Below are 24958 nucleotides of genomic sequence, written 5' to 3' on the forward strand. Positions count from 1 at the left end.
GGGCCGTCGGGCCGTTCCGGGCCGGCTGGTGCCCCGGGCTCAGCCGTGCCAGGACCTCCAGAGTGCCGCGTACGCCCCGTCCGCCGCGACCAGCTCGTCGTGCGAGCCGAGTTCGCTGATCCGGCCGCCCTCGACCACCGCGATCACATCCGCGTCGTGGGCGGTGTGGAGCCGGTGGGCGATGGCGATGACCGTGCGGCCGTCCAGCACCCGGGCCAGCGAGCGTTCCATGTGACGCGCCGCCCGAGGGTCGAGCAGCGAGGTGGCCTCGTCCAACACCAGCGTGTGCGGATCCGCGAGCACCAGCCGGGCCAGCGCCACCTGCTGCGCCTGCGCCGGGGTGAGTGCCGTGCCGCCGGAGCCGACCTCGGTGTCCAGGCCGTCCGCCAGGGCCCGGGCCCAGCCGTCCGCGTCCACTGCCCTCAGCGCCGCCCACAGCTCGACGTCCGTGGCCTCCGTCCGCGCGAGCCGGAGGTTGTCGCGCAGCGATCCCACGAAAACGTGGTGCTCCTGGTTGACCAGGGCCACGTGCTCGCGCACCCGCTCCGCCGGCATCCGCGACAGCCGGGCCCCGCCGAGGGTGACCTCGCCGGTCCGGGGTCCGTAGATGCCCGCGAGCAGCCGTCCCAGGGTGGACTTCCCCGCGCCCGACGGGCCGACGAGCGCCATCCGGGTGCCGGGGGGCACCGACAACGCCACCCCGTGCAGGACGTCCACGCCGTCCCGGTAGCCGAAGCGGACCTCCCGTGCCCGGACGTCCCGGCCGTCGGGGGCCGCCTTCGCGTCTCCGGCGTCCGGTTCGATCTCCCGCACACCCACCAGGCGGCCCAGCGACACCTGGGCGATCTGGAGCTCGTCGTACCAGCGAAGGATCAGGCCGATCGGATCGATCAGCATCTGCGCCAGCAGCGCGCCGGTGGTCAGCTGACCCACCGACATCCAGCCCTGGATCACGCAGTAACCGCCGATCAGCAGCACCGAGCCGAGGATCGTCACGAAGGTGACGTTGACGACGGGGAAGAGGACGGTCCGCAGGAACAGCGTGTACCGCTCCCACGCCGTCCACTCCTTGATCCGACGCTCGGACTTCGCGATCCGCTCCGGACCCAGCCGGTGCGCCTCGACCGTGCGGCCCGCGTCCACCGTCTCGGTGAGCACGGCGGCGACCGCGGCGTAGCCGGCGGCTTCCGAGCGGTACGCCGAGGGAGCCCGCCGGAAGTACCAGCGGCAGCCGAGCACCAGGACCGGCAGTGCGACGAGCGCGGCCAGCGCCAGTGGCGGCGCGGTCGCCGCCAGGGCGCCGAACAGCAGGCCCGCCCACACCACGCCGATCGCCAGCTGCGGTACGGCCTCGCGCATCGCGTTGGCCAGCCGGTCGATGTCGGTGGTGATCCGCGACAGCAGGTCCCCGGTACCGGCGCGTTCGAGCACGCCCGGCGGCAGACCCACCGACCGCACCAGGAAGTCCTCGCGCAGATCGGCGAGCATCTCCTCGCCCAGCATCGCCCCGCGCAGCCTGACCAGCCGCACGAAGCACGCCTGCACGGCCAGCGCCGCCGCGAACAGCAGGGCCATCCGTCCCAGTTGCAGCTCGCGGGCCCCCGCCGCCAGGTCGTCGACGACCCGGCCCAGCAGGTACGGGCCGACCATGGAGGCGATCACCGCGACGGCGTTGACGCCCACCAGCAGCAGGAACGCCCGCCGGTGGCGCCGGAACAGGCCGCGCACATAGCCCCGTACGGTTGCCGGCGTCCCCACGGGCAGGGTCGCGGCCGTCTCGGGGGCCGCCGGATCGTGTTCCGGTGGCGCCACGCCGATCATGCGGATTCCTCGATCTCTGTGAGTGCTTCTTCCAGCTCTGTCATGCCGAGTCCGGCGAGGCGCTGCTCCTCGTCCGTCTCGCGGGTGACGACCGCCCGGTAGAGCGGCTCGCGGTGCAGCAGCTCCTGGTGGGTCCCGACGGCCGCCACGGTGCCGCCGTCGATGAGCACGACCCGGTCCGCACGGTCCAGCAGGAGCGGCGAGGACGCCAGGACGACCGTGGTCCGTCCGGAGCGCAGGGCCGTGATCCCGTCCGCGATCCGTGCCTCCGTGTGCGAGTCGACCGCGGAGGTCGGCTCGTCGAGCACGAGCACCTCCGGGTCGGTGACCAGGGACCGGGCCAGCGCCAGACGCTGGCGCTGGCCGCCGGACAGCGACCGGCCGCGTTCGGTGATCCGGGCGTCCATCGGGTCCTCGACGCCGTCCGGCGCCGACTGCAGCAGCGCGTCCAGTACGTCCGCGCACTGGGCGGCGGCGAGAGCGGCGCCGGAGGCGACCGCCCCGGAGGCCGGTACGTCGAACAGCTCGCGCAGTGTTCCCGACAGCAGCACCGGGTCCTTGTCCTGGACCAGGACCAGCCTGCGGGCGGTGTCCAGTTCGAGGTCGTCCAGGGCCACTCCACCCAGGAGCACCGAAGGTTCGTCCTGCGCCGGCCGGTCGCCGCTTCCGTCCGCCTCGCCGCCGTCGCCGTCCTGGTCCCGCTCCTGCGAGTCCCCCGCGGCCACGGCATGGCCGCCGAGGCGCTCCGCCAGCCGCCCCGCCAGGTCCGGATCCCCGCAGACGACGGCGGTGAACCGGCCCGCGGGTGCCAGCAGCCCGGTCCGCGGGTCGTACAGGTCCCCGCCCGCGGCCGGTTCCAGCACCGCACCGTCCCGCACGGGACGCTCCACCGAGTCCGTCCGGGCCAGGGACAGCACCCGGGCGGCCCGCTGGGCCGAGGGGCGCGAGAAGGAGTACGCCATGGCGATCTCCTCGAAGTGGCGCAGCGGGTAGAGGAGCGTCGCCACTGCGCTGAACGCCGCGACGAGTTCACCCACCGCGATGCGCCCGTCCAGGGCCAGCGAGGCGCCGTACCAGACGACGGTGATCAGCAGCAGGCCGGGGAGCACCACCTGGATCGCGGCGATCAGCGCCCACATCCGGGCACTGCGCACGGCGGCCTTGCGGACCTCCTGCGAGGCCTCGCGGTACCGGCCGAGGAACAGCTCCTCGCCTCCGATGCCGCGCAGCACGCGCAGCCCCGCGACGGTGTCCGAGGCCAGCTCGGTCGCCCTGCCCGCCTTCTCCCGCTGGATGTCGGCGCGCCGGGTGGCCCGCGGCAGCAGCGGCAGCGCGGCCAGGGCGATCAGCGGTACGCCGACGGACACGACGACGCCCAGCTCGGGTGCGTAGAACATCAGGCCCACGCACACCAGTACGACGGCGAAGACGGCGGCGAGGAAGCGGGAGACCGCCTCGACGAACCATCCGATCTTCTCCACGTCACCGGTGGACACCGCGACCACCTCACCCGCGGCGACCCGGCGCGTCAGGGCGGAGCCCAGCTCTGCGGTCTTGCGGGCGAGGAGCTGTTGCACACGGGCGGCGGCGGTGATCCAGTTGGTGACGGCGGTGCGGTGGAGCATGGCATCGCCGACCGAGATGGCGACGCCGATCAGAACCAGCAGTCCGCCCACGAGCAGCAGCCGGTCGGCATCGCGGTCCACGACCGCGTCGACGCCCAGGCCCACGGCGTACGGCAGTCCGGCGACGCCGCCGAAGTGCAGCATTCCCCAGCACAGGCTCTTGAGTTGTCCGCCGAGCTGACCACGCCCCAGCCACAGGAGGAAGCGGGGGCCGGAGCGCGCGTCTGGTACTCCCGGATCCGGATACGGAAGATCGCTGATCTGCATGACGCCCCATGACTGGTCGAGTGGTCCAAACCGTGCAAGGTTCGCCTTCCGGATCGGGGCCGGGCAATTGATTTTCCGTCTGCCCGGTGCCGGAGGAGACAGGTTTGCGTCTGCGGACACCGGCCGGACGGCAGGTCACGGAGGGCGCGCACCGGCGCTCACGGGCGGGTGGCGCGCTCCAGTTCGACGAGGGCCGAGTGGTAGCTGCGTCCCGTCGCCCGGCCCCTCCCCACCTCGCACATCCGGTTCGCCGACAGAGGGGCGTCGAAGGGCCGCGCGGTCACCTCCGCGGCCCACACGACCGAGTCGACGATCCACAGTTCCTCGTGCAGCGAGCGGTTGTCCGGCGTGAGGTACGCGACCACCTCCCGGGCGAGGCCCAGGGTGCAGGAGGAGGCGTCGACGACCAGCGGCAACCGTCCTCCGGCCGTCCAGCCCCAGGCCGCCTCGACGATCCGGTTGGCCATCACCCGGCTGCCCTCGGCGTAGCCCTTGGAGTGCCAGATCGTCGAGCAGCAGGTGCCCCTCGACGCCGGCCGAGGCCCGCAGGGTGTGGGCGTCCATCAGCTCGACGGCGAGTGCGCCCGCCTGGTTGAAGCGGGGCACGGCCGCGGCCGCGGCGGGCAGTGAGGGGAAGAAGAGCAGGGCGGTGCACCGTTCGCGGTCGAGCGGGAGGGTGTCGAAGACGACTTCGGAGATGAAGCCGAGGGTGCCCTCCGAGCCGACCATGAGCCCCCGCAGGATCTCGACGGGGGTGTTGCCGTCCAGGTAGGCGTCGAGCCGGTAGCCGGTGGTGTTCTTGATCTCGTGCTTGGCGCGGATCCGGGCGGTCAGCGCGGGATCGGCCTCGATCTGCCGCTTGATCGCCATCAGCTCCCGGCACAGGTCCGGTTCCCACAGCGGCATGTGCGGCCCCTCGCCTGGTCGTGGCCCGCGGGCGGGCCCCTTCAGCAGGTGCGCTCCTCCGCCGGGGCGTCCGACAGAGCGTTCAGCAGACCGCCGAGCACCTCGCGCTGGTCGGCGGTCAACGGAGCCAGGATTTCCTCCGCGGCGTCGGTCCGCGCGTCGCGCAGACGGCGCAGCGTGGCCCGGCCGGTGTCGGTGAGCTCGATCCTGATGACGCGGCGGTTCGCCGGGTCGGGCACCCGCCGTACGCACTCGGCCGCTTCCAGGCCGTCGACGAGGGTGGTCACCGCGCGGGGGACCACCTCCAGCCGGGCGGCGAGGTCCGCCATCCGGGGCGGCTGCCCGCCCTCGTAATGCGAGACGAGCCGCAGCAGCCGACTCTGGGCGGGAGTGATCCCGAGCGGCACCATGTGGCGCTTCTGGATCCGGTGCAGCCTGCGCGTCAGGCGCAGCAGTTGTTCGGCGAGGAGGCGATCGGTGTCGGAGGCGGAGCTCATGCGGGAACGATATCAGGACCCCGTTCATTGTGAGTATAGGTAACAATGACCTATGCTCCCATGGTGCCGATCCTGTCGGAGCCGGCTCCGCGAACACCTCCGACCCCTGTTTCCTGACCCCGGGAGGGTGCCCATGCCACACGACGAACCGAAGTGGACCCCGTCGAAGGACCCCCTGGATCCGACCCGACCCGCCCCGGCCGAGCAGCCTCGGGAGCTGCGCCGGATCGTCGGCCTGTTCCGCCCCTACCGCGGCCGGCTGGCCGTCGTCGGCCTGCTCGTCTGCGCCTCCTCGCTGGTCGGCGTCGCCTCGCCGTTCCTGCTCAGGGAGATCCTCGACGTCGCGATCCCGCAGGGCCGCACCGGACTGCTGAGCCTGCTCGCGCTCGGCATGATCGCCACCGCCGTCGTCACGAGCGTCTTCGGAGTCCTGCAGACGCTGATATCCACCACGGTGGGTCAGCGCGTCATGCACGACTTGCGCACCGCCGTCTACGAGCAGCTCCAGCGGATGCCGCTCGCCTTCTTCACCCGGACCCGCACCGGAGAGGTCCAGTCCCGCATCGCCAACGACATCGGCGGCATGCAGGCCACCGTCACCTCCACCGCGACCTCGCTCGTCTCGAACCTGACGGCCGTCATCGCCACCGTGGTCGCCATGCTCGCGCTCGACTGGCGGCTCACCCTGGTCTCACTGCTCCTGCTGCCCGTCTTCGTGTGGATCAGCCGCCGGGTCGGGAACGAGCGGAAGAGGATCACGACGCGGCGGCAGAAGCAGATGGCGGCCATGGCCGCGACGGTCACCGAGTCGCTCTCGGTCAGCGGCATCCTGCTCGGCCGCACCATGGGGCGCTCCGAGTCGCTGACGTCCGCCTTCTCCGAGGAGTCGGAGAAGCTCGTCGACCTCGAAGTGCGCGCCAGCATGGCCGGGCGCTGGCGGATGTCCACCATCGGCATCGTCATGGCCGCTATGCCCGCGCTCATCTACTGGGCCGCCGGCATCGCCCTCCAGACCGGCGCCCCTTCGCTCTCCGTCGGCACCCTCGTCGCCTTCGTCACCCTCCAGCAGGGACTCTTCCGGCCCGCCGTCAGCCTGCTGTCGACCGGGGTGCAGATACAGACCTCGCTGGCGCTGTTCGCCCGCATCTTCGAATACCTCGACCTGCCGGTGGACATCACGGAGCGGGCGGACCCGGTCCGGCTGGACCGGGCCAAGGGAGAGGTCACCCTGGAGGGCGTGGACTTCGCCTACGACGCGGAGAACGCCCCGACCCTCACCGGGATCGACATCACCGTCCCGGCCGGCGGCTCCCTCGCCGTCGTCGGCCCGACAGGCTCCGGCAAGAGCACCCTCAGCTACCTGGTGCCACGGCTCTACGACGTCACCGGCGGGCGGGTCGCCATCGACGGGGTGGACGTGCGCGACCTCGACTTCGACTCGCTCGCCCGCTCGGTCGGGGTCGTCTCCCAGGAGACCTATCTCTTCCACGCCTCGGTCGCGGACAACCTGCGCTTCGCCAAGCCCGACGCCACCGACGAGGAGATCACCGAGGCGGCCCGCGCCGCCCAGATCCACGACCACATCGCGTCCCTGCCCGACGGCTACGACACCCTCGTCGGCGAGCGCGGCTACCGGTTCTCCGGTGGTGAGAAACAGCGCCTCGCCATCGCCCGCACCATCCTCAGGGACCCGCCCGTGCTCATCCTCGACGAGGCGACCAGCGCCCTCGACACCCGCACGGAGCACGCGGTCCAGCAGGCCATCGACCGCCTGTCCGCGGGGCGCACCACCATCACCATTGCCCACCGCCTCTCGACCGTGCGCGACGCCGACCAGATCGTGGTCCTCGACGGCGGCCGCATCGCCGAGCGCGGCACCCATGAGGAGCTCCTGAAGGCGGACGGCCGGTACGCGGCCCTGGTACGCCGGGACCGGGACGCGGCCCTCACCCCCGAGCCGCCGGAGGAAGCGCAGCTGGCTCCGGTGAATGTGTGACCATATGACAGGGATGCGGACGGGATGCCTGAAAAGTGATGATCTGCGCGTTAGTGTTCCCGCATGCGTCATGAGTCCCGGCCGCACCGGCGCCGATCCCGGCTCACCCGCCGGGGCCGACTGGCCCTCTTCCTCGGCCTCCTGCTCACGCTCGGTGCGGTGGTCCTGATCCCGGTCCTGCGGGGCGCGCAGGAGCCGGAGGTGCCGAGCCGGCTGACGATTCCGGAGGGATGGCGCGCGTCCCAGGTGTACGCGGCGGTCGACCGGGCGCTCAAGCTCCCGCCGGGAACCGCGAAGTCGGCCGTGCCCAGCGCCGCTCTGGCGCTGCCCGCGGAGGCCGAGGGCAACCCGGAGGGGTACCTCTTCCCCGCGACGTACCCGGTGACCTCGAAGACGACCCCGGCCGCGCTCCTCGCCCGTATGGTGCGCACGGCCAACGAGAAGCTCGCCACCACGGCGGTGGCCGACGGCGGCAAGGCCCACGGGATGACCCCCTACCAGACGGCGACGATGGCCAGCGTCATCGAGGCGGAGGCCGAGAGCCCCGCCGACATGGGCAAGGTCGCCCGGGTGGTGCACAACCGGCTGGCGAAGTCGATGCCGCTGCAGATGGACTCCACCCTCAACTACGCGCTGAACCGCAGCACCCTCGACACCACGCTGAGCGACACCCGGATCGACCACCCCTTCAACACCTACGAACGCCAGGGCCTGCCGCCCACACCGATCGACAGCCCCGGTCTGGCGGCGATGGCCGCGGCGGTCGCGCCGACACCGGGCGACTGGCTCTTCTTCGTCACCGTCAAGCCGGGCGACACGCGCTTCTCGGCGACGTACGCGGAGCACCGGAAGCACGTGGCGGAGTTCAACAGGTACCGCGCCCGGGCGGGCTCGCGCGCCGGGTGACGGGCCCGGGCCCGGGCCCGCGCCGGATCAGGGCGCGGGTGCGAGGGCCGGTTCGCGCCGCAGCAGGCGGCGGATCTCACGCACCGCCGCCCGGCCCGCGCGGTTGGCGCCGACGGTCGAGGCCGAAGGACCGTAGCCGACCAGGTGGATCCGCTCGTCGAGCACGGCCCGGGTCCCCTCGACGCGGATGCCGCCGCCCGGTTCGCGCAGGTGCAGCGGGGCCAGGTGGTCGACGGCCGCGCGGAAGCCGGTGGCCCACAGGAGGACGTCCGCGTCCACACGGCTGCCGTCGGCCCAGGCGGCCCCGGCGGTGGTGATCCGGTCGAACACGGGCCGGCGGTTCAGGACGCCCGAGGCCAGGCCGGCCCGGACGGCCTCGTTCAGCGGCAGGCCCGTCACGCTGACCACGCTCTGCGGCGGCAGCCCCCGGCGCACCCGCTCGTCCACCAGGGCCACCGCGGCCCGTCCCTCGGCCTCGCCGAAGCTCCCGTCGCGGAAGACCGGGGGACGTCGGGTCACCCAGGTGGTCCGCTCCGCCACCTCGGCGATCTCCAGCAGGTGCTGGACCGCCGACGTCCCGCCGCCCACCACGATCACCCGGGCGCCGGCGAACGCCCGAGGCCCCGGGTAGTCCGCCGTGTGCAGCTGGCGGCCGCGGAACGTCTCCTGCCCGGGGTAGCGTGGCCAGAACGGCCGGTCCCAGGTCCCGGTTGCGCTGATCAGGGCCCGCGCCGACCAGCTGCCGGCCGAGGTCTCCACGCGCAGCCGCCCGTCGCCCGCCTCGCGTATGGCCGACACGTGCACGGGGCGCCGTACGCGTAGGCCGAAGTGCTCCTCGTAGGCGGCGAAGTACTCCCCGACCACCTCCGACGCGGGCCGCAGCGGGTCGGCGCCGGTCAGTTCCATGCCGGGCAGGGCGTGCATCCCGTGCACCGTGCCGTAGGTGAGCGAGGGCCAGCGGTACTGCCAGGCCCCGCCCGGGCGGGGCGCGTGGTCCAGGACCACGTGGTCGAGCCCCGCCCGCGTCAGGTGGTATGCGCCGGACAGGCCCGCCTGCCCGGCCCCGATGACCGCCACGTCGACCACCGCCGGGTCCCCGTCGCTGCTCGCGCCGTCCGCGTTCCGCCTCAGATCGTTCACGGTTCTACCAACTCGCGGTCGTCGCGGGATCTTCCCGCCCCCCACGTGCCGGGGGCACCGGCGGTCCGACCGCTTTGCTCCGCCCCTCGGCCGCCGCAGCTCCCCGCCGCTCCCTCAGGCGGCCGGGCCCGGGGAGCGCGTGCACAGCCACTCGTAGGCGGCGTCCGCGCTGAAACCGGACTGCCCGCCGGGGAAGAGTAGACCAGCGGACGTGAACGCCGTGTCACCGGCGATCTCCGCCGCGTAGGGGACCGCGATGCATCCCATGCCCGCTGCGCGGGCTGCCAGGGCACCCGGCGCCGCGTCCTCCACGACCACGCAGTCGGCCGGCTCGGCGCCCAGCCGCCGGGCCGCCTCCAGGAACACGTCCGGGGCGGGCTTGCCCTGCGCGACCTCCTCCGCGGAGACCGCCGTGGTCAGCAGCGCGTCCAGGCCGGTGCCCACCAGTACGGCGTCGATGGCCGCGCGGGAGGAACCGGAGGCCACCGCCATCGGCACCCCCTCGGACCGCAGCCGTTCGACGAGCTTGCGCATCTGCGGAAAGACCTCGGTCCGGGTGCGCGCGAGTTCCAGGTAGGCGGCGTTCTGCTCGGCGAGCAGCCGCTCGACGGGCGTCCGGATGCCGTACCGGTCCCTGAGGATCTCCAGGGTCTCCCGTGTGCCGATGCCGATGAAGCGGGCGTGCTGCTCCCACGTGAAGTCGGGGACGCCGTGCGCCTCCAGCGTGCGGCGCCCGGACTCGTAGTAGTTCGGCTCGCTGTCCACGAGGGTGCCGTCGAGATCGAATATGACGGAGATCATCCGCTGTGCCCGTCCTGCCTGTCGCGTCCTGCCACACCCGTACCGGCCATCCTGTCAGGTTCTGCGGGCGTTCCTCCCCACCGCTTCCACCAAGGGCAGCAGCCGGTGTGCGACCCGCTCGCGCAGTGCCACTTCCGTCCGCGTGCGGACCACGCCCGGAAGCCGGATCAGCCGCTGGATCACGTCCTCCAGATGCGCGTTGTCCCGGGCCGCCACCCGGGTCAGCAGGTCCCCGCCACCGGTGATGGAGAAGGCCTCGATGATCTCCGGCACGGCGGCCAGCGCGTCGCCGACGTCGTCCAGGTGGCCCTGGGTGACCTCGATGTGTACGAAGGCCAGCACCGGGTGGCCCAGTGCCGCGGGGGAAAGCACCGGTCCGGTCCCGGTGATCACGCCCGTGCGCTCCAGCCGGTCCAGCCGGGCCTGGAGGGTGCCGCGGGCGACACCGAGGATCCGGGCGTACTCACGGACGCTGGTGCGCGGCTGCTCGATCAGCAGGCGCAGGATTCTGGTGTCGAGCTCGTCCACCGCCATGCCGGGACCATACCAACGGCATGGTTCACCGCCGTCGTTCCCGGCCAGTGACCCGCCCGGTGCGCGGCTGGGGCTGCTTGCGGTACGCCAGGGCCACCACCATGACCGTGGCGGCGGGAACCAGCAGCAGCCAGCCCACCGTCCAGCCGGCCCGGAGCAGCAGCAGCGCCCCGAAGACCCCGCCGGTGAAGATGGCCAGGACGGACAGGCCGCGCAGTTTCCAGCCGGCCGAACCGTACGCGTAGACCGCTTGGTGCCCCATGGCGGAGCCGCCCAGGAACGCCGTCATCGACCGGGTGACCAGCGTCGTGGGCACCCCCGGCACGTCGGCCCGCATGATCGTGGTGTTGCGCAGCCCCATCGCCAGCGCCAGGACCGACGTCACCGCGAGGTGCCGCGGGGTCGGCGAACCGTACTGCGGCACCAGCCCCCACGCCACCACCGCGGCGGCCAGGATCAGCCCGGCCTCGACGAGGAGCCCCATGACGAACCAGCGCCGCCCGCGGGCCTCCGTCACGGCCTCCAGGTGCGAACCGCAGACCACGCCGATGACGAACGCGGCCAGCGAGACGGCGGCGGGGAGCGTCGGAAGGTCGGGCGCCTGAGCGACACCGAAGGCCAGGAACAGCACGTTCCCTGTCTGCATCGCCGTGAAGGCGGGCCCGAGCGCGAGCAGGCTCACCGCCTCGATCACCCCGGTCACCGAGGTCAGGGCGACCATCAGCGCCGGCATGTGCGGCGGCAGCCGCGAACCGGCCGTCCGCCCGGCCTTCCGGTTCTCGTCCATGACGCCCGACAGTGACACGCCTGCCGTGCCCGCCGCCGCCGACATGCCGGAAGGCGTAGGGTCCGCAGGGTGAGTGATCTTCTGCTGGTGAGGCACGGTGAGACCGCCTGGAGCGCCAACGGGCGGCACACCGGGCGCACCGACGTTCCGCTGACCGCACGGGGGGTCGAGGAAGCCATCTGCCTGGCTCCCTACTTCCGGGACCGGCGGCCGGCCCTGGTGCTGACCAGCCCGCTGCGCCGGGCCGTGGCCACCGCGGAGCTCGCCGGACTCCCCGGCGCCGGCATCGACTCCGATCTGTACGAGTGGGACTACGGCGGTTACGAGGGCATCACCACCGCGGAGATCCGGCGGACCACCCCCGACTGGTCCCTGTGGACCCACGGGGTGCCGCCCGGCGACGCGGATCACCCCGGCGAGAGCGCCGCCCAGGTCGGCGCCCGCGCGGACCGGGTCCTGGCCCGGATCGCCCCCGTGCTCCATGGGGACGACGGCGACGTGGTGCTCGTCGCCCACGGCCACTTCCTGCGCGTCCTGACCGCCCGCTACCTGCGTCTGGAACCTGAGCAGGGCCGGCTCTTCCTGCTCCGCACGGGAACCGTCAGCACGCTCTCCACGGAACACGGCCTCCCCGTGATCGCCGGCTGGAACGCCCGCGACTGACCCGCTCCCGCCGCCCGTCCCCGCCGGGTCCGCGCGGCCCCCGCTCGCCTCGCGCGCCCGGGCCGCCTGCGTGACCATTCGTACATGAGCCATGACGGTGCGGGCGACGGCCCCGGGACATCCGCCCCGGAAGCGGGGCTCAAGGCCAATGCGATCGGATTCCTCGACGCGCTCGTCATCGGTCTGAACTCGACCTCGCCCGCCTACTCCCTCGCCGCCGTCCTCGGGCCGATCGTGGCCCTCGTCGGGATCTACGCGCCGGGCGTGATCCTGGCCTCCTTCGTGCCGATGCTGATGATCGCGGCCGCCTTCTACTACCTCAACAAGGTCGACCAGGACTGCGGGACGACCTTCTCCTGGGTGACACGGGCCATGGGCCCGTGGGCGGGCTGGCTCGGCGGCTGGGCGATCGCCATGACGGGCGTTCTGGTCATCGGCTCGCTGGCCGACGTCGCCGTGAACTTCGGACTGCTCGCCTTCGGCCTGGACGACTGGGCCGCCAACGCCTGGATCCGGCAGGGCCTCACCGTCGCGGTGATCCTGGCCATGACCGCGATCTGCGTGATCGGCACCGAACTCTCCGCCCACCTGCAGGACATCCTCATCCTCGCCCAGGTCTTCTTCCTCCTGGCGTTCGCGGTGGTGGCCATCTACCGCATCTACGCCGGCACCAGCACCCTGGAGGAGATCGAGCCCAGCATCGGCTGGCTCAACCCCTTCGGCGCCGGAGGCGCCGCCCTCACCGGCGGCCTGCTCCTCGGCGTGTTCATGTACTGGGGATGGGAATCGGCGGTCAACCTCACCGAAGAGGTCGAGAACTCCGCCACGGCGCCCGGCAAGGCCGGCATCTGGTCCACCGTGATCCTCCTGGTCACCTACCTGTCCGTGTGCATCGCCGTGGTCGGCTACGCGGGCACCGCCTTCCTCGCCGAGAACGCCGCCGAGGAGGAGGCCATCTTCGCCGTGCTCGCCCACGAGGTCATGGGGGGCTGGGACTGGATGGTGCTGCTCGCCGTCTGCACCTCCGCGCTCGCCTCCACGCAGACCACGATCATTCCCGCCTCCCGCACCGCCCTGTCCATGGCCCGCCGCCACGCACTGCCCCAGCACCTCGCGCACATCCACCCGCGGTTCCTGACCCCGGACGTGAGCACCTGGTGGGTGGCCGGCATTGCCATCGGCTGGTACCTCGTCGTGAACCAGATCAGCGAGAACGCGCTCCTGGACTCGCTCACCGCGCTGTCCCTGCTCATCGCCTTCTACTACGCGCTCACCGGCCTGGCCTGCGCCGTCTACTACCGCCGCCACCTCCTGGAGAGCCCGCACAACCTCCTGCTCATCGGCGTCGGCCCGGTGGTCGGCGCCGGCCTGCTGTTCTGGCTGCTGATCGAGTCGATCGGCGACATGTCGAACCCGGAGAACTCGGCCAGCGGCGTCTCCTGGCTCGGGCTCGGCCCGCCGCTGGTCATCGGCATCGCGATCGCCCTCGTCGGCGTGCTCGTCATGTGCTTCTGGCGGGTACGGGACGGCCGGTTCTGGCAGGAGCGCCGCGGGGTCGTCGACCCGGCCCTCGTCCACCCCAGGAAGCGCTGAGGAGTCCCGATGTCCGTGGTCCTCGGATACGACGAGTCACCCGGCGCCGAGAGGGCCCTACAGGTCGCCCTGGAGGTGGCCGCCGCTTTCGGCGAACCCCTCGTCCTCGTCTACGGGGCGGCCGCTCCGGGCCCCACCGGCGAGGAGTCGCGCGCGCACCGCGAAGCCGTCCGCCAGGCGGGCCGAAGCGCCCTGGCACACGCCGTCGAGGAGGCCGACGCCGCCGGAGTGCCCTCGACGGTCGAGGTCGCCGACGAGAAGCCCGCACCGGCGCTGCTCGACGCCGCCGAACGGCACGGCGCCCGCGTCATCATCGTCGGCAGCTGGGGTGACAGCCCGATGCGCGGCGCCCTGCTGGGCTCCACCCCGCACAAGCTCCTGCACCTCTCGCCGATCCCCGTGCTGTGCGTCCCGACGGAGAGCGCGGCACGCTGAAGGGGTCGGCCGGGCCGCCTCCTAGGATGCCGTGATGACGGAACTCCAACGGCTCCGCGCCGAACACGCCCCGGCCCTGCTCGCGTTCGAACGGGCCAACCGCGCCTACTTCGCGCAGTCGGTGCCCGACCGCGGGGACGCGTACTTCGAGGACTTCGACACCCGGCACCGCGAACTCCTCGCCGGGCAGGCCGCCGGCCGGGACCACCTCCACCTGATCATCGGGGGCGGCGGGGAGGTGCTGGGACGGGTCAACCTGATCGACGTCGAGGGCGGCTCCGCCGAGCTGGGCTTCCGCGTCGCGCAGGACGCGGCCGGCCGGGGCTTGGCCACCCGCGCGGTCCGGCAGGTCCTGGTGCTGGCGGTACGGACGTACGGACTGCGGACCCTGCGCGCCTGCGCGGACGTCGGCAACACCGGATCGCGCACGGTCCTGGAGCGCACCGGCTTCGTGCCGGTGGAGGAGACCGTCCTGGACGGCCGCCCCACGATCCGCTACGTACGGGACCTGGGGGAGGGACGGCAGCGGCCGGCGGGTGCCTGAACAGCCGTCAGGCACCGCCGGCCGGGTCCGGCCGTCAGGGGCGGGACAGCGCGCCCTCGGGCGGGGCCGACACCCCGTCCCGCGCGGTCACCTCCCTGGCTCGCAGCCGGGTCAGCGCCGGGCTGGTGACCGCCGTCGTCACCAGCGCCATCAACACCAGCATGGTGAACAACTCCGGTCCGATGACGCCGAGTTCCAGCCCGACGTTGAGCACCACCAGCTCGGTCAGCCCACGGCAGTTCAGCACGGCGCCGATCGACAGGGCCTCCCGCCACGGTCTTCCACAGGCGCGTGCCGCGCCCGCGGCGCCGCCCCACTTGCCGAGGAAGGCCACCGCCAGGATCGCGCCCGTCCAGAGCCACATCCCGGGCGAGCCCGTCAGGCTGCCGAGGTCGGTGCGCAGGCCCGTGTGCACGAAGAACAGCGGCAGCAGAACGGGCACCGTGAAGGCGCGCAGCCGGGCCGCAGAGACCTCGATGCGCCCACCGGTGCGCGGGGTGACCACGCCGAAGAGGAAGGCGCCGAACAGCGCGTGCACGCCGATCAGGTCGGTGGCCAGCGCGGACACGCTCAGCCCGCTGAAGAGCGCCACCAGGACCGCGGCGTCCCCGGCCCGGTCGGCGCGGACCGCCCAGCGGGCCAGCAGCGGCCGCACCGCGTACAGCATGAACAGGGTGAAGGCCACGGCGAGGCCGGCCGTGGTGGCCGCCTCCATCGGGGACCCGGCCGTGGCGAGGGCCACGACCAGGGCGAGCAGGCACCACGCGACGACGTCGTCCACGGCCGCGCAGGCCATCGCGAGGATGCCGAGCGGTGTCCCGTACAGGCCCCGGTCGGTGAGGATGCGGGCCAGGACCGGGAAGGCCGTGATGCTCATGGCCACTGCCATGAACAGGGTGAACGGCATCCGTCCCACACCGTCCGGGGCGAAGCCGTCGTACATCGCGATCGCGAGGAGCGCGCCCAGCACCAGCGGCAGCAGCATCCCGGCCTGGCTCACCGCCACCGCGACGCGGGTGTGGCCGCGCAGGCTCTTCAGGTCGAGCTCCAGCCCGACCAGGAACATGAAGGCGAGCAGCCCGAGTTGGCCGAGCACCGAGGTGTACGGCAGGACGGACGCGGGGAACAGCGCCTGCTGGGCCTGTGGCCAGATCCAGCCCAGCAGGGACGGGCCCAGCAGGATGCCGGTGGCGATCTCGCCCACCACCGGGGGCTGGCCGAACCGGCGACAGACGGCGGCTCCCGCCTGGCAGGCGAGGATCACGGCCGGAACGGCGACCAGCAGTGCGGGCAGCGGGTCAGCGGACGGCACGGGCGTCTCCTTCGGGAGCGCCGGGGTGCAGGGCGGCGGCCGGGTCGAGGCGGGCGTCCGGCGGCGGGACCGCGGCCGCCTGCGACCACTGCGCGTAGCGGCGCAGGCCGTACAACAGGGGCTGCGGATCGTCCCGTACGCTCACCCGGTGGACCTCGGCGAACACGGCCGTGTGGTCGCCGAAGCCGACGGTCCTGACGACGGCACAGTCCGCGACGGCGTGCGCGTCCGCGGTCAGGTGCGGCCCGCCCGCCCCCAGGGGCAGCCGCCACTCGACGCGCTCGAAGCGGTCGGGTGCGCCCGAGGCGAACAGGTCGGAAGCACCCCGGGCGCGCTCGTGCAGCAGGTTGAGGGCGAAGGCCCCCTGGTCGAGGACCACCGCGAGAGTGGGGCTCGCCGCCCGGACGCACACCACGATGGTGGGCGGGTCGAGCGCGACACTCGCGACGGAACTGCAGGTCAGGCCGTGGGGCAGGGTGTCCGAATCCAGAGTGGTCACGATGGACACCCCGCTGGGGAAGGCCGCCATGAAGGGCCGGAGGTCCGTGCGGCGGCCTCTGGCGGACTCGTCCGGCGCGGCGGGATGGGGCGCGGAGCGGTGGGGCATGTCTGACTCCTGAGGTGGCTGGAAGCGACCGCGGCCCGGCAGCCGGCGGAGAGCCGTGCTGCCGGGCCGCGGTCGCGGAGGGCCTTACGCGCCGTGCAGTTGGCGCAGGTAGTCGTACGCGCTGGGGAGGGTCTCCAGCAGGTTCTGCTGCTGGCGCTTGACGGTGTCGAAGAGCGGCTCGGCGCCGGCCACCGATTCGGGCCGGTGCGCGAGGGTGGGCAGCGGGGCGTCCGGCTCCAGGCCGAGGCCGGCGAAGATGCAGTAGTAGCTGCCGTTGGTCCAGAAGTTGCGGAACTCCGCCTCGAAGTTGCCGTAGTAGGTGGACTCGTCGGTGATCGGGGAGTTGATGGGCAGACCCGCCTTGTAGGCGGAGATCTTCTGCTTGATGTTGTCCGGCAGCACGAGCTTCTTGTTGGCCTGCCAGAACGGCGTGTCGTTGCGCGGCGCGTAGAAGAAGTGCGCCTGGATGAAGTCGCGGGTGTCGTCGAACATCACCTCGATCTCGTGGTTGAAGCTGTCGATCAGACCCTCGTTGAAGGTCTTGTCCGGGAAGTGCTTGGCCAGCTGGTAGATCGCGGCCGTGATGAAGTAGATGCCGGTCGACTCCAGCGGCTCCAGGAAGCAGGACGACAGGCCGATGCTGACGACGTTCTTCACCCACGCTCGGCGGTTGCGGCCGACCCGGAAGCGGATGTGGTTGAACTTCGTCTCCTCGACGTCCAGGCCCCACATGTCGGCGAACTCGCGGGTGGCGGCGTCCTGGTCGGTGAACTTGCTGGAGTACACGTAGCCGGTGCCGAAGCGGCCCAGCATGGGGATCTTCCACGCCCAGCCCGACGACATGGCGATGGCCGAGGTGTACGGCTCCACCCCGTTCGCCTCGTCGTCGTGCGGGACGGCCGTGGCCACCGCGCTGTCGCACAGCAGGTGGTCGCTCATGTCGATGAACGGCTCCTGCATCGCCTGGTTGATCAGCAGCCCGCGGAAGCCCGAGCAGTCCACGAACAGGTCGGCGTCCAGCGCCAGTCCGCCCTTGGTGTGCAGTGTCGTCACGTGTCCGCGGGAGTCCTGCTCGGCCCGCACCATCTCGTCCTGCACGTGGTTGACGCCCTGCTTCTCGGTGGCGAAGCGGCGCAGGAAGTCGGCCACCAGCTGGGCGTCGAAGTGCCAGGCGTACCGGGTCGCCGGGCGACCGTCGAGCCAGCGCGGCGCCTTCATCGCGTCCATCACGGGGGGCTCGCGGAAGCAGGCGTAGTCGAACGGCTCGGTGGTGCGGCCCTCGTACTTGCGCTTGAACCAGTAGTGCGACAGCGGCGTCTGGTCGTAGTCGGGCAGCAGCCCGAAGGGGTGGTAGAAGTGGTCCGGGCCGCCGCCCGGCAGCTCCCGGGCCGTCGACTCGCCCTGCCCGTCGGTGCGCCAGTTCACGAAGCGCACGGCCATCTTGAAGCTGGCGTTGCACTCCCGCATCCACTCGTCCTCGGCGATCCCCAGGTAGTCGAAGAACGAACGCTGGAGGTTGGGCACGGTGGCCTCGCCGACCCCGATGCGCGGGATCGTCGGGGCCTCCAGGACGGTGATGTCGACCGTTCCCTGGAGCGCCTTGCCGAGATACGCGGCCGTCATCCAGCCGGCCGTGCCGCCTCCCAGGATGACGACCTTCTGAAGCCGGGTGTCGGTGCTGGTCATGAAACAGCCCTCATTTCGGAGTCGGCGGTTCGGGTGGTCGTGCTCATCAGTGTCGAAAAACGCCCTATCACCGCCCTACACCGCAAGGATCCGGCCGTTGTAGGCCCGATATAGGCCCCCCGAACACACTCTTCGCAGGCAGAGCGGCAGGCGGGACGACGACCGGGAGGACGCGATGACCACCGCAGCGACCGAGAAAGCGGGGCCGGCGGTACGCGTCCGCTTCCTGGGCGATTTCGAGCTGACCGTGAACGGCACCCCCGTGCGGCGCTGGCGCGCCGGCAAGGCCCGCGGCCTCTTCCAGTACCTGGTGGTCCACCGCGGCCAGATGCTCACCCGCGACCGGCTCTACGCGTCCCTGTGGCCCGGCACCGACAGCACCGCGGGCAGCTCGCTCAAGGTCGCCGCCCACGCCCTGCGCCGGGTGCTCGACGCCCACCCCGACCGGCCCGGGGACTCCGGGATCCAGCTGGTCTACCGCGACTTCGGCTACGTCCTGCACGTCGCCGGCCTGTGGTGCGACCTCGACCGCTTCCAGGAACTCGTGCACGCCGGCCTGCGGGCCGCCACCGCCGGCGACACCGCGCTCGCCCGGACCCGGCTGCGGGCCGCGATCGCCCTCTACGGCGGGGAGTTCCTGCGCGGCGAGAGCGCCGACTGGGTCGTCGAACAGCGCGAGTACCTCCGGGCGCTGGTGCTGCGGGCACTGGGCGTGCTGCGCGCCGACGCCGAGGAACGCGAGGACTTCGTGGAGCTCATCGAGCTCTGCAAGCGCACCCTGGAGATCGACCGCCACCACGAGGAGACCTACCGCGCGCTGATGGCCGCCCACGGCCGGCGCGGCGAGCTGGCCTGCGTACGCCGCTGGTACGAGCTGTGCGCCCGCCGGCTGCGCGACGAGCTGGCGGTGGCGCCGGGCGCGGAGACCCAGCGGCTGCTGCGCTCCCTGATCCCGGCCGCCGCCCGCAGCGCCGCTCCGGCACCGGCCTCCGTCGGCGGCGCCCCCGCCACGGTCCGCGCGCTGCGGCCGGCAGGGCGCCAGCCCGGAACGCCCCCGTGGACCGCGGAGGTCCGTACGACCGTCACCCTGGCCCGCCCCGTCCGCAGGGCCAGGCCCGACACCCGGGCCCCGGCCGTCCTGGCCCGCACCGCGGACCCCGCGACCGCGTGACCGACGCAGCTGTTCAGCGAGCCCGTCAACTCCGTGACCGAGTGAGGAACCCACCGTGACCGTGCTGACCGTGCCGACCGTGCCGCAGGACTCCAGACCGCCCGGCGGCGAACCGAACGCGGCACCCCTGCCGCCCCGTTACACCGACCAGTGGATCGGCGGCGCCTGGGTCGCCTCCGACACCGACGGCCGCCTCGTGGTGACCGACCCCGCCACCGAGCGCGCCCTGGCCACCGTGCCCGCCGGCACCGCCCGGGACGCCGACCTCGCCGCCCGCGCGGCCGCCGCGGCCTTCGAGGGCTGGGCTGCCACCCCGCTGCGCGAACGCACCGCTCTGCTGCGCAGGGTCGTCGAGGCCATGGAGGCACGGGCCGACCGCTTCGCCGAGGTCATCACCGCCGAGGTGGGCGCGCCCACCCGGATGGCCCGCCACACCCACGTCGGGCTCTCCCTCGGCATGGCCGCGCACTGCGTCGAGACCGCCGCCTCCTACTCCTTCGAGGAGCGCGTGGGCCACTCGCTCGTCGTGCGCGAGGCGGCGGGGGTCGCCGCTTGCATCACCCCGTGGAACACCCCGCTGCTGCTCACCGTGCAGAAGATCCTCCCGGCGCTCGCGGCCGGCTGCACCGTGGTGCACAAGCCGAGCGAGATCACCCCGCTGCACGCCCGGCTGTTGGCCGAGGCCATCGCCGAGGCGGACCTGCCGCCCGGGGTCTTCAACATGGTCGTCGGCACCGGCGACACCGTCGGGACCGCGCTGGTCGCCCATCCGCTGGTCGACGTCGTCTCCCTGACCGGTTCCACCCGGGCCGGACGCGACGTCTCCGCGCTCGGCGCCGACCGCCTCAAGCGCGTCCACCTCGAACTCGGCGGCAAGAACGCCAGCCTCGTCCTCGACGACGCGGACCTGGCCCCGGCCGTCGCCGCCACCGTCGACCAGATGCTCTTCAACACCGGCCAGACCTGCCTGCAGTGGAGCCGGCTGCTGGTGCCGCGCGAGCGCCAGGACGAGGCCGTGGAGCTCGCCGTCCGGGCCATGGACGGCTACGTCACCGGCGACCCGCGCGACCCCGCGACCGATCTCGGCCCGCTGGTGTCCGCGGCCGCGCACGCCCGTGTCACCGCGTACATCCGCCGCGGCGCCGAGGAAGGCGGAGCCCGTCTGGTCCACGGCGGCCCCGACCGGCCCACCGGCCTCGACACCGGCTACTACGTCCGGCCGACGGTCTTCGCCGACGTCGACCCGCTCACCACGATCGCCCAGGAGGAGATCTTCGGGCCGGTGCTGTCCGTCATCCCCTACGACGACGCGGAGCAGGCCGTCCGGATCGTCAACGGCACCCGCTACGGGCTGCACGGCGCGGTCTGGTCCGGCGACGACGCCCGCGCCCAGCGGATGGCGCGCCGCTTCCGCTCCGGCCTGGTCGACGTGAACGGCGGCCAGTTCAACCCGGCCGCACCGTTCGGCGGGTTCAAGCAGTCCGGGATCGGCCGAGAGTGCGGCACCGCCGGGCTGGAGGCCTTCCTGGAGACCAAGTCGATGCAGCTCCCGCAGGGCGCGGGGGACCAGGTGGTGGGCCCGCGGCTGCGGGCCACCGAGGCCGCCCGCCCCGTGGACACCGAGAGGAACGACGGATGACCGAGCCCCTCGCCGGGCCGCCCGGGGCGAACGCCCCGGGCGGGCTCCCGCCGCTGTTCGCCCGCCTGGAACGGTGGACCCGCGAACAGCCGAACGAGACCGCGGTCAAGGCCGTGGACGGGAATCTCACCTACGCCGCGCTGACCGCCCGCACCGCCCGGTACGCCGCCGCCCTCGCCCGCGCCGGAGTCGGCCCGGAGACCTCGGTCGGGCTCCTGCTGGGACGTTCCCGGGAGAGCGTGCCCGCCCTCCTCGCCGTCTGGAGCCTGGGTGGGACCGCCGTACCGCTGGACCCCGGGCACCCCGTGGAACGCCTCGGCGGCGTACTGCGCGACGCCGGGGCCGCGGTCCTGGTCGCCACCGGGGTGCCCGCCGGCCTGGAAGCGGGCGGGACCGAACTCCTGACCCCCCGCGAGGTCCGCCGCGGCGCCCCCGGGGCACTCGCCGTGTCCCCGCCCGCCCCCGACAACTGCGCCTACCTCATCTACACCTCCGGAACCACCGGCCGTCCCAAGGGCGTCGAGGTCACCTACCGCGGCCTGGACACCTTCGTCGAGGCCCTCCGCGGACTCGGCCTGCCGCCCGGCGGTCTGGGCCTCAACGCCGTCTCGCCCGCCTTCGACGGCTGGCTCTGGTGCACCCTCCTCTACCTCGTGCACGGCCAGGGGGTGGCCCTCACCGACCTCTCCCTCGACGGACTGCGGCAGGCCGCGGCGGAGGGCCGTGAGCCGCTGCCCGCCGGACTGCGCACCGTCTCCCTCACACCGTCGCTGCTCGCCGCCCACGGCGCGGGACTCGACTCCGCCGAGGTGGTCGTCGTCGCCGGGGAGGCCTGCCCGGCCGCTCTGGCCGAGCGGTTCGCCCGGGACCGCCGCCTGCTCAACGTGTACGGGCCGACGGAGGTGACCATCGCCGCCACCTGGGCCGACAGTCGACGAGGGGACGACGTGACCGGAATCGGACGACCGCTGCCCGGCTACCGGGCGTACGTGCTGGACGAGGAGCTGCGGCCGGTGCCCGCGGGTGCCGAGGGCGAGCTCTACCTGGGCGGGCCCGCCGTCGCCCGCGGCTACCGGGGCCGCCCCGGCCTGACCGCCAGCCGCTTCCTGCCCGATCCCTTCCAGGGCGGCGGCACCCGCATGTACCGCACCGGCGACGTGGTGGTCCGCCGCGACGGCGGCGAACTGGAGTACCGGGGCCGCCGGGACGACCAGGTCAAGATCCGCGGCCACCGCATCGAGCTCGGCGAGATCGAGCGCGTCGCCGCAGAACTCCCCGAGGTCGTCGCCGCCGCCTGCTGCCCGCTGGCCTCGGGACAGGCCCTCGGCCTCGCCGTCGTCGCCGCCCCCGGCGTCGACGACCCGGACGGGCTCGCCGGCCGGGTCGTCGAACGCTGCCGCAAGCAGCTGCCCGCCGCGGCGGTACCGGGCACGGTGCGGGTACTGGACCGGATCCCGACCCTGACCACCGGCAAGGCCGACCGGGTGGCGCTGGCCCGGGCCCTGGAGCAGCCGGAAGACGGCGCCGGAAGCGGCTCGGCCGGGGACGGCGCGGTGAGTGCGAGCGAGCGCACCGTGATGACGGTCTGGGCCGAGGTGCTCGCCACCGAGGTCCCCGGCCCCGAGTCGGACTTCTTCGACCTCGGCGGTCACTCCCTGGCGGCCGCCCGAGCGGTCTCCGAGCTGCGCCGTGCCACCGGACTGCGGGTCGGCCTCGGTGCGCTCCTGGCCCGGCCGACGGTCACCGACGTCGCCGCCGAGATCGACCGGCTGGCGGCCGAACAGGGCGGGTCCGCAGCCGATGCGGCCGGCGCCGCCGAAGGGGCGTAGGCCATGGGCACCTGGATCTCCACCTGGACGGCGGAGCCCGCCGACCCGGCCCTGCCGGTACTGCTCTGCCTGCCCCCCGCCGGGGCCGGCTGCCAGCAGTTCCGCGCCTGGCAGCCCGCGCTCGACGGCACCGCGCAGGTGTACGGCGTACAGCTGCCGGGCCGCGAGAACCGCTGGCGGGAGCCGATGCCGGACACCTTCGACGAAGCCGTCGAGGCCATCGCGGTCGAACTGGTGTCCGTCGTCGGGAACCGGCCGCTGATCGTCTTCGGCCACAGTTTCGGCGGCCTCCTCGGCTACGAGGTGTCTCGCCGGGTCACCCCGCGGGCCCTGGTGGTCAGTGGCTGTCGGGCCCCCGGCCACTGGACCGGCGCCGGACGCGGCATCGTCGACGACGGCGAGGAGCTGGACAAGCTCTTCGACACGGCCGACCTCGACCCGCGGCTGCTCGACGAGGACACCCGGGCCCTGATGGTCGGGATGCTCCGCAAGGACGCCCAGCTCTCCCTGAGCTATGTCCACCAGCCGGGCACCCGCCTGTCCGTGCCCGTCCACGCCTGGGGCGCCGATGGCGACGAGACCGTCAGCGCGGCCGAACTGGACGGCTGGGCGGAGGTCACCACCGCTGCCTTCACCCGGCACAGCACCACCGGCGGACACCATGCCGTACTGCGCCGCCCGCAGCCCGTACTGGACCACTTGACCGCCCTGTTGCGTGGCGAGGGCGCCCCCCTCGCCCCGACCGCCTGACACCCGCCCGCACCCATCGGCCGAGTCCGGAGGACACCGTGCCCACCACCCACCAGGTCCTCGTGAACCACGAGGGGCAGTACGCGCTGTACCCCGCCACGCGCGAGACGCCCGACGGCTGGACGCCGGCCGGCTTCGACGGCACCGAGGACGAATGCGCCGCCTTCGTCGACGCCCACTGGCCCGACACCCGCCCGTTCAGCCTGCGAGGAGCCTGAGATGGAGATCGACCTGCTCGACCCGGGCCCCTTCGGCCGCAACGACTTCTGGCCGACGTTCACCTGGCTGCGCGCCAACGCGCCGGTGCACTGGCACCCCGAGCCCGGCAGCGACGACGGCGGCTTCTGGGCGCTGAGCCGGCACCGCGACATCATGAAGGTCTACGCCGACAGCGACACCTTCCTGTCGGGCCGCGGGATGCGGCTGGGCAGCGACCCCGCCGCCGTCGCCGCGGTCGCCCAGCGGATGCTCATCGTCTCCGACGTCCCGCACCACACCCGCCTCAAGCGGGCCCTCGGACAGGCCTTCGGCCCGCAGCAGATGCCGCGCCTGGAGGCCCTCGTCGAGCAGGTCGTCGCCGACCTGGTCACCGAGGCCGCCGAATGCGACGAACTGGACTTCATCGACCTCGCCAAGCAGCTGCCCAACCGGGTGGTCTGTGCCATTCTGGGCATTCCGCGCGCCGACTGGTCCTGGATCGGCGCCCTGACCACCGACGCCTTCGACTCCCCGGACGAAGCGGTGCGCAGCAGCGCCCACTCGGAGATCTTCCTGTACTTCATCGAGCTGCTCGCCGAGCGCCGGGTCCGCCCCGGCGACGACCTGGTCAGCCAGATCGCCCACGACACGCTCGTGGACGAGGGCGACGGCAGCGAACGGCCGCTCAGCGACCACGAGATCGTCTTCAACCTCAACGGCGTCCTGTCCGGAGCCAACGAGACCACCCGCTACTCGGCGGCCGGCGCGGTCCACATGTTCGCCGAGCACCCCGACCAGTGGCGGCTGCTGCGCGGTCTGGGACCCGACGGAATCGCCCCGGCGGTCGAGGAGATCCTGCGCTGGACCACGCCCGGGGTGCACGCCCTGCGCACCGCCGCCCGCGACACCGAGATCAACGGGATCCCCATCGCCGAGGGCGCCCGCGTGACCCTGTGGAACGTCTCGGCCAACCGGGACGAGGACGTCTTCGCCGACCCGCACTCCTTCCGCGTCGACCGCCGCCCCAACCGGCACGTCGCCTTCGGGCACGGCCGTCACCTCTGCCTGGGTGCCCGCCTCGCCCGCTTCGAACTCGGCGCCCTGCTCACCGAGATGCTCGCCGTACTGGACGGGTTCGAACTGACCGGTCCCGCCACCTTCAACTCGTCCAACTTCACCTGGGGGATCAACAGTCTCCCCGTGCGGCTGCTGCGCAGCCGAGCCTTCGCGAAGTAAGAAAGGGCCCGTACT

Annotated in this window: 23 protein-coding genes and 1 pseudogene; 12 read left to right on the top strand and 12 right to left on the bottom strand. The window is 72.9% G+C overall.

Annotated features, from left to right (window positions below; genetic code table 11):
• Positions 1 to 39: 39 nt before the first annotated feature.
• From AW27_RS30455 to AW27_RS30475, 5 genes and pseudogenes are all read right to left on the bottom strand, one after another.
• Complete coding sequence (locus AW27_RS30455; protein ID WP_037921675.1) at positions 40 to 1821, bottom strand: ABC transporter ATP-binding protein; 1782 nt, start codon at positions 1819 to 1821, stop codon at positions 40 to 42.
• Positions 1818 to 3713 carry an ABC transporter transmembrane domain-containing protein gene (locus AW27_RS30460; RefSeq protein WP_037921676.1) on the bottom strand — a complete coding sequence of 632 codons (1896 nt, stop codon included), beginning with the start codon at positions 3711 to 3713 and terminating at the stop codon, positions 1818 to 1820. Before AW27_RS30460 ends, AW27_RS30455 begins: the two co-directional genes overlap by 4 nt.
• Positions 3714 to 3871: 158 nt before the next feature.
• Complete coding sequence (locus tag AW27_RS30465) at positions 3872 to 4180, bottom strand: hypothetical protein (protein ID WP_037921678.1); 309 nt, start codon at positions 4178 to 4180, stop codon at positions 3872 to 3874.
• A 55-nt stretch (positions 4181 to 4235) separates the two neighbouring features.
• Positions 4236 to 4607, bottom strand: a pseudogene (locus AW27_RS30470) (FAD-binding oxidoreductase); the annotation flags it as partial.
• Positions 4608 to 4660: 53 nt separating this feature from the next.
• Positions 4661 to 5116 carry a MarR family winged helix-turn-helix transcriptional regulator gene (locus AW27_RS30475; protein WP_037921682.1) on the bottom strand — a complete coding sequence of 152 codons (456 nt, stop codon included), beginning with the start codon at positions 5114 to 5116 and terminating at the stop codon, positions 4661 to 4663.
• A gap of 133 nt (positions 5117 to 5249) precedes the next feature.
• Here AW27_RS30475 and AW27_RS30480 point away from each other — a divergent pair, with 133 nt between their 5' ends.
• Together AW27_RS30480 and mltG are read left to right on the top strand one after the other, a co-directional pair.
• Entirely contained in the window at positions 5250 to 7112 is a 1863-nt protein-coding gene (locus AW27_RS30480) for an ABC transporter ATP-binding protein (RefSeq protein ID WP_052030542.1), read from the top strand.
• Positions 7113 to 7175: 63 nt separating this feature from the next.
• Complete coding sequence (gene mltG / locus AW27_RS30485) at positions 7176 to 8018, top strand: endolytic transglycosylase MltG (protein WP_037921684.1); 843 nt, start codon at positions 7176 to 7178, stop codon at positions 8016 to 8018.
• Between the two features lie 27 nt (positions 8019 to 8045).
• Here the strand turns inward: mltG and AW27_RS30490 are convergent, their stop codons facing one another.
• The 4 genes from AW27_RS30490 to AW27_RS30505 all read right to left on the bottom strand — a co-directional run bounded on the left by AW27_RS30490 (position 8046) and on the right by AW27_RS30505 (position 11280).
• Positions 8046 to 9149, bottom strand: a complete 1104-nt coding sequence (locus AW27_RS30490; RefSeq protein WP_236647668.1) for an NAD(P)-binding domain-containing protein — start codon at positions 9147 to 9149, stop codon at positions 8046 to 8048.
• A gap of 123 nt (positions 9150 to 9272) precedes the next feature.
• The gene (locus AW27_RS30495; protein WP_037921692.1) at positions 9273 to 9959 is read right to left on the bottom strand and encodes an HAD family hydrolase; all 687 of its coding nucleotides are present in this window, start codon (positions 9957 to 9959) and stop codon (positions 9273 to 9275) included.
• Positions 9960 to 10013: 54 nt separating this feature from the next.
• The gene (locus AW27_RS30500) at positions 10014 to 10493 is read right to left on the bottom strand and encodes an Lrp/AsnC family transcriptional regulator (RefSeq protein ID WP_037921693.1); all 480 of its coding nucleotides are present in this window, start codon (positions 10491 to 10493) and stop codon (positions 10014 to 10016) included.
• 25 nt (positions 10494 to 10518) lie between these two features.
• Positions 10519 to 11280, bottom strand: a complete 762-nt coding sequence (locus tag AW27_RS30505) for a YoaK family protein (protein WP_157840239.1) — start codon at positions 11278 to 11280, stop codon at positions 10519 to 10521.
• Between the two features lie 69 nt (positions 11281 to 11349).
• Here AW27_RS30505 and AW27_RS30510 point away from each other — a divergent pair, with 69 nt between their 5' ends.
• The 4 genes from AW27_RS30510 to AW27_RS30525 all read left to right on the top strand — a co-directional run bounded on the left by AW27_RS30510 (position 11350) and on the right by AW27_RS30525 (position 14515).
• The gene (locus AW27_RS30510; protein WP_037921695.1) at positions 11350 to 11943 is read left to right on the top strand and encodes a histidine phosphatase family protein; all 594 of its coding nucleotides are present in this window, start codon (positions 11350 to 11352) and stop codon (positions 11941 to 11943) included.
• Between the two features lie 84 nt (positions 11944 to 12027).
• Positions 12028 to 13536 carry an APC family permease gene (locus tag AW27_RS30515; RefSeq protein WP_037921696.1) on the top strand — a complete coding sequence of 503 codons (1509 nt, stop codon included), beginning with the start codon at positions 12028 to 12030 and terminating at the stop codon, positions 13534 to 13536.
• Between the two features lie 9 nt (positions 13537 to 13545).
• Entirely contained in the window at positions 13546 to 13971 is a 426-nt protein-coding gene (locus AW27_RS30520) for a universal stress protein (protein WP_037921698.1), read from the top strand.
• Between the two features lie 34 nt (positions 13972 to 14005).
• Positions 14006 to 14515: a GNAT family N-acetyltransferase gene (locus tag AW27_RS30525; RefSeq protein WP_037921700.1), complete on the top strand. Its 510-nt coding sequence runs from the start codon at positions 14006 to 14008 to the stop codon at positions 14513 to 14515.
• Positions 14516 to 14549: 34 nt separating this feature from the next.
• Here the strand turns inward: AW27_RS30525 and AW27_RS30530 are convergent, their stop codons facing one another.
• The 3 genes from AW27_RS30530 to AW27_RS30540 all read right to left on the bottom strand — a co-directional run bounded on the left by AW27_RS30530 (position 14550) and on the right by AW27_RS30540 (position 18120).
• Entirely contained in the window at positions 14550 to 15827 is a 1278-nt protein-coding gene (locus tag AW27_RS30530; RefSeq protein WP_037921703.1) for a cation:proton antiporter domain-containing protein, read from the bottom strand.
• The gene (locus AW27_RS30535; protein ID WP_106967590.1) at positions 15814 to 16434 is read right to left on the bottom strand and encodes a flavin reductase family protein; all 621 of its coding nucleotides are present in this window, start codon (positions 16432 to 16434) and stop codon (positions 15814 to 15816) included. The genes AW27_RS30530 and AW27_RS30535 overlap by 14 nt, the downstream gene beginning before the upstream one ends.
• 84 nt (positions 16435 to 16518) lie before the next feature.
• Positions 16519 to 18120 (bottom strand): tryptophan halogenase family protein, encoded by a 1602-nt coding sequence (locus AW27_RS30540; protein ID WP_037921705.1) that lies wholly within the window; start codon positions 18118 to 18120, stop codon positions 16519 to 16521.
• Positions 18121 to 18295: 175 nt separating this feature from the next.
• On the opposite strand from AW27_RS30540, the gene AW27_RS30545 reads away from it, so the two are divergent.
• From AW27_RS30545 to AW27_RS30570, 6 genes are all read left to right on the top strand, one after another.
• The gene (locus AW27_RS30545; protein WP_052030546.1) at positions 18296 to 19291 is read left to right on the top strand and encodes an AfsR/SARP family transcriptional regulator; all 996 of its coding nucleotides are present in this window, start codon (positions 18296 to 18298) and stop codon (positions 19289 to 19291) included.
• 127 nt (positions 19292 to 19418) lie between these two features.
• The gene (locus AW27_RS30550) at positions 19419 to 20930 is read left to right on the top strand and encodes an aldehyde dehydrogenase family protein (protein ID WP_037922750.1); all 1512 of its coding nucleotides are present in this window, start codon (positions 19419 to 19421) and stop codon (positions 20928 to 20930) included.
• Positions 20927 to 22759 carry a non-ribosomal peptide synthetase gene (locus tag AW27_RS30555; protein WP_078556445.1) on the top strand — a complete coding sequence of 611 codons (1833 nt, stop codon included), beginning with the start codon at positions 20927 to 20929 and terminating at the stop codon, positions 22757 to 22759. Before AW27_RS30550 ends, AW27_RS30555 begins: the two co-directional genes overlap by 4 nt.
• Positions 22760 to 22762: 3 nt before the next feature.
• Positions 22763 to 23509 (top strand): thioesterase II family protein, encoded by a 747-nt coding sequence (locus tag AW27_RS30560; RefSeq protein WP_052030549.1) that lies wholly within the window; start codon positions 22763 to 22765, stop codon positions 23507 to 23509.
• Complete coding sequence (locus AW27_RS30565) at positions 23506 to 23727, top strand: MbtH family protein (RefSeq protein ID WP_269084557.1); 222 nt, start codon at positions 23506 to 23508, stop codon at positions 23725 to 23727. Before AW27_RS30560 ends, AW27_RS30565 begins: the two co-directional genes overlap by 4 nt.
• A 1-nt stretch (position 23728) precedes the next feature.
• Entirely contained in the window at positions 23729 to 24943 is a 1215-nt protein-coding gene (locus AW27_RS30570; RefSeq protein WP_037921709.1) for a cytochrome P450, read from the top strand.
• The last annotated feature ends 15 nt before the right edge of the window (positions 24944 to 24958 follow it).

The organism is Streptomyces sp. PCS3-D2, assembly GCF_000612545.2.
GTDB lineage: Bacteria > Actinomycetota > Actinomycetes > Streptomycetales > Streptomycetaceae > Streptomyces.

Coding starts and splice junctions, on each gene's coding strand:
- AW27_RS30455 (WP_037921675.1), bottom strand. CDS start 1,821: ATGATCGGCGTGGCGCCACCGGAACACGATCCGGCGGCCCCCGAGACG.
- AW27_RS30460 (WP_037921676.1), bottom strand. CDS start 3,713: ATGCAGATCAGCGATCTTCCGTATCCGGATCCGGGAGTACCAGACGCG.
- AW27_RS30465 (WP_037921678.1), bottom strand. CDS start 4,180: ATGGCCAACCGGATCGTCGAGGCGGCCTGGGGCTGGACGGCCGGAGGA.
- AW27_RS30475 (WP_037921682.1), bottom strand. CDS start 5,116: ATGAGCTCCGCCTCCGACACCGATCGCCTCCTCGCCGAACAACTGCTG.
- AW27_RS30480 (WP_052030542.1), top strand. CDS start 5,250: ATGCCACACGACGAACCGAAGTGGACCCCGTCGAAGGACCCCCTGGAT.
- mltG (WP_037921684.1), top strand. CDS start 7,176: ATGCGTCATGAGTCCCGGCCGCACCGGCGCCGATCCCGGCTCACCCGC.
- AW27_RS30495 (WP_037921692.1), bottom strand. CDS start 9,959: ATGATCTCCGTCATATTCGATCTCGACGGCACCCTCGTGGACAGCGAG.
- AW27_RS30500 (WP_037921693.1), bottom strand. CDS start 10,493: ATGGCGGTGGACGAGCTCGACACCAGAATCCTGCGCCTGCTGATCGAG.
- AW27_RS30505 (WP_157840239.1), bottom strand. CDS start 11,280: ATGGACGAGAACCGGAAGGCCGGGCGGACGGCCGGTTCGCGGCTGCCG.
- AW27_RS30515 (WP_037921696.1), top strand. CDS start 12,028: ATGAGCCATGACGGTGCGGGCGACGGCCCCGGGACATCCGCCCCGGAA.
- AW27_RS30520 (WP_037921698.1), top strand. CDS start 13,546: ATGTCCGTGGTCCTCGGATACGACGAGTCACCCGGCGCCGAGAGGGCC.
- AW27_RS30525 (WP_037921700.1), top strand. CDS start 14,006: ATGACGGAACTCCAACGGCTCCGCGCCGAACACGCCCCGGCCCTGCTC.
- AW27_RS30535 (WP_106967590.1), bottom strand. CDS start 16,434: ATGCCCCACCGCTCCGCGCCCCATCCCGCCGCGCCGGACGAGTCCGCC.
- AW27_RS30540 (WP_037921705.1), bottom strand. CDS start 18,120: ATGACCAGCACCGACACCCGGCTTCAGAAGGTCGTCATCCTGGGAGGC.
- AW27_RS30545 (WP_052030546.1), top strand. CDS start 18,296: ATGACCACCGCAGCGACCGAGAAAGCGGGGCCGGCGGTACGCGTCCGC.
- AW27_RS30555 (WP_078556445.1), top strand. CDS start 20,927: ATGACCGAGCCCCTCGCCGGGCCGCCCGGGGCGAACGCCCCGGGCGGG.
- AW27_RS30560 (WP_052030549.1), top strand. CDS start 22,763: ATGGGCACCTGGATCTCCACCTGGACGGCGGAGCCCGCCGACCCGGCC.
- AW27_RS30570 (WP_037921709.1), top strand. CDS start 23,729: ATGGAGATCGACCTGCTCGACCCGGGCCCCTTCGGCCGCAACGACTTC.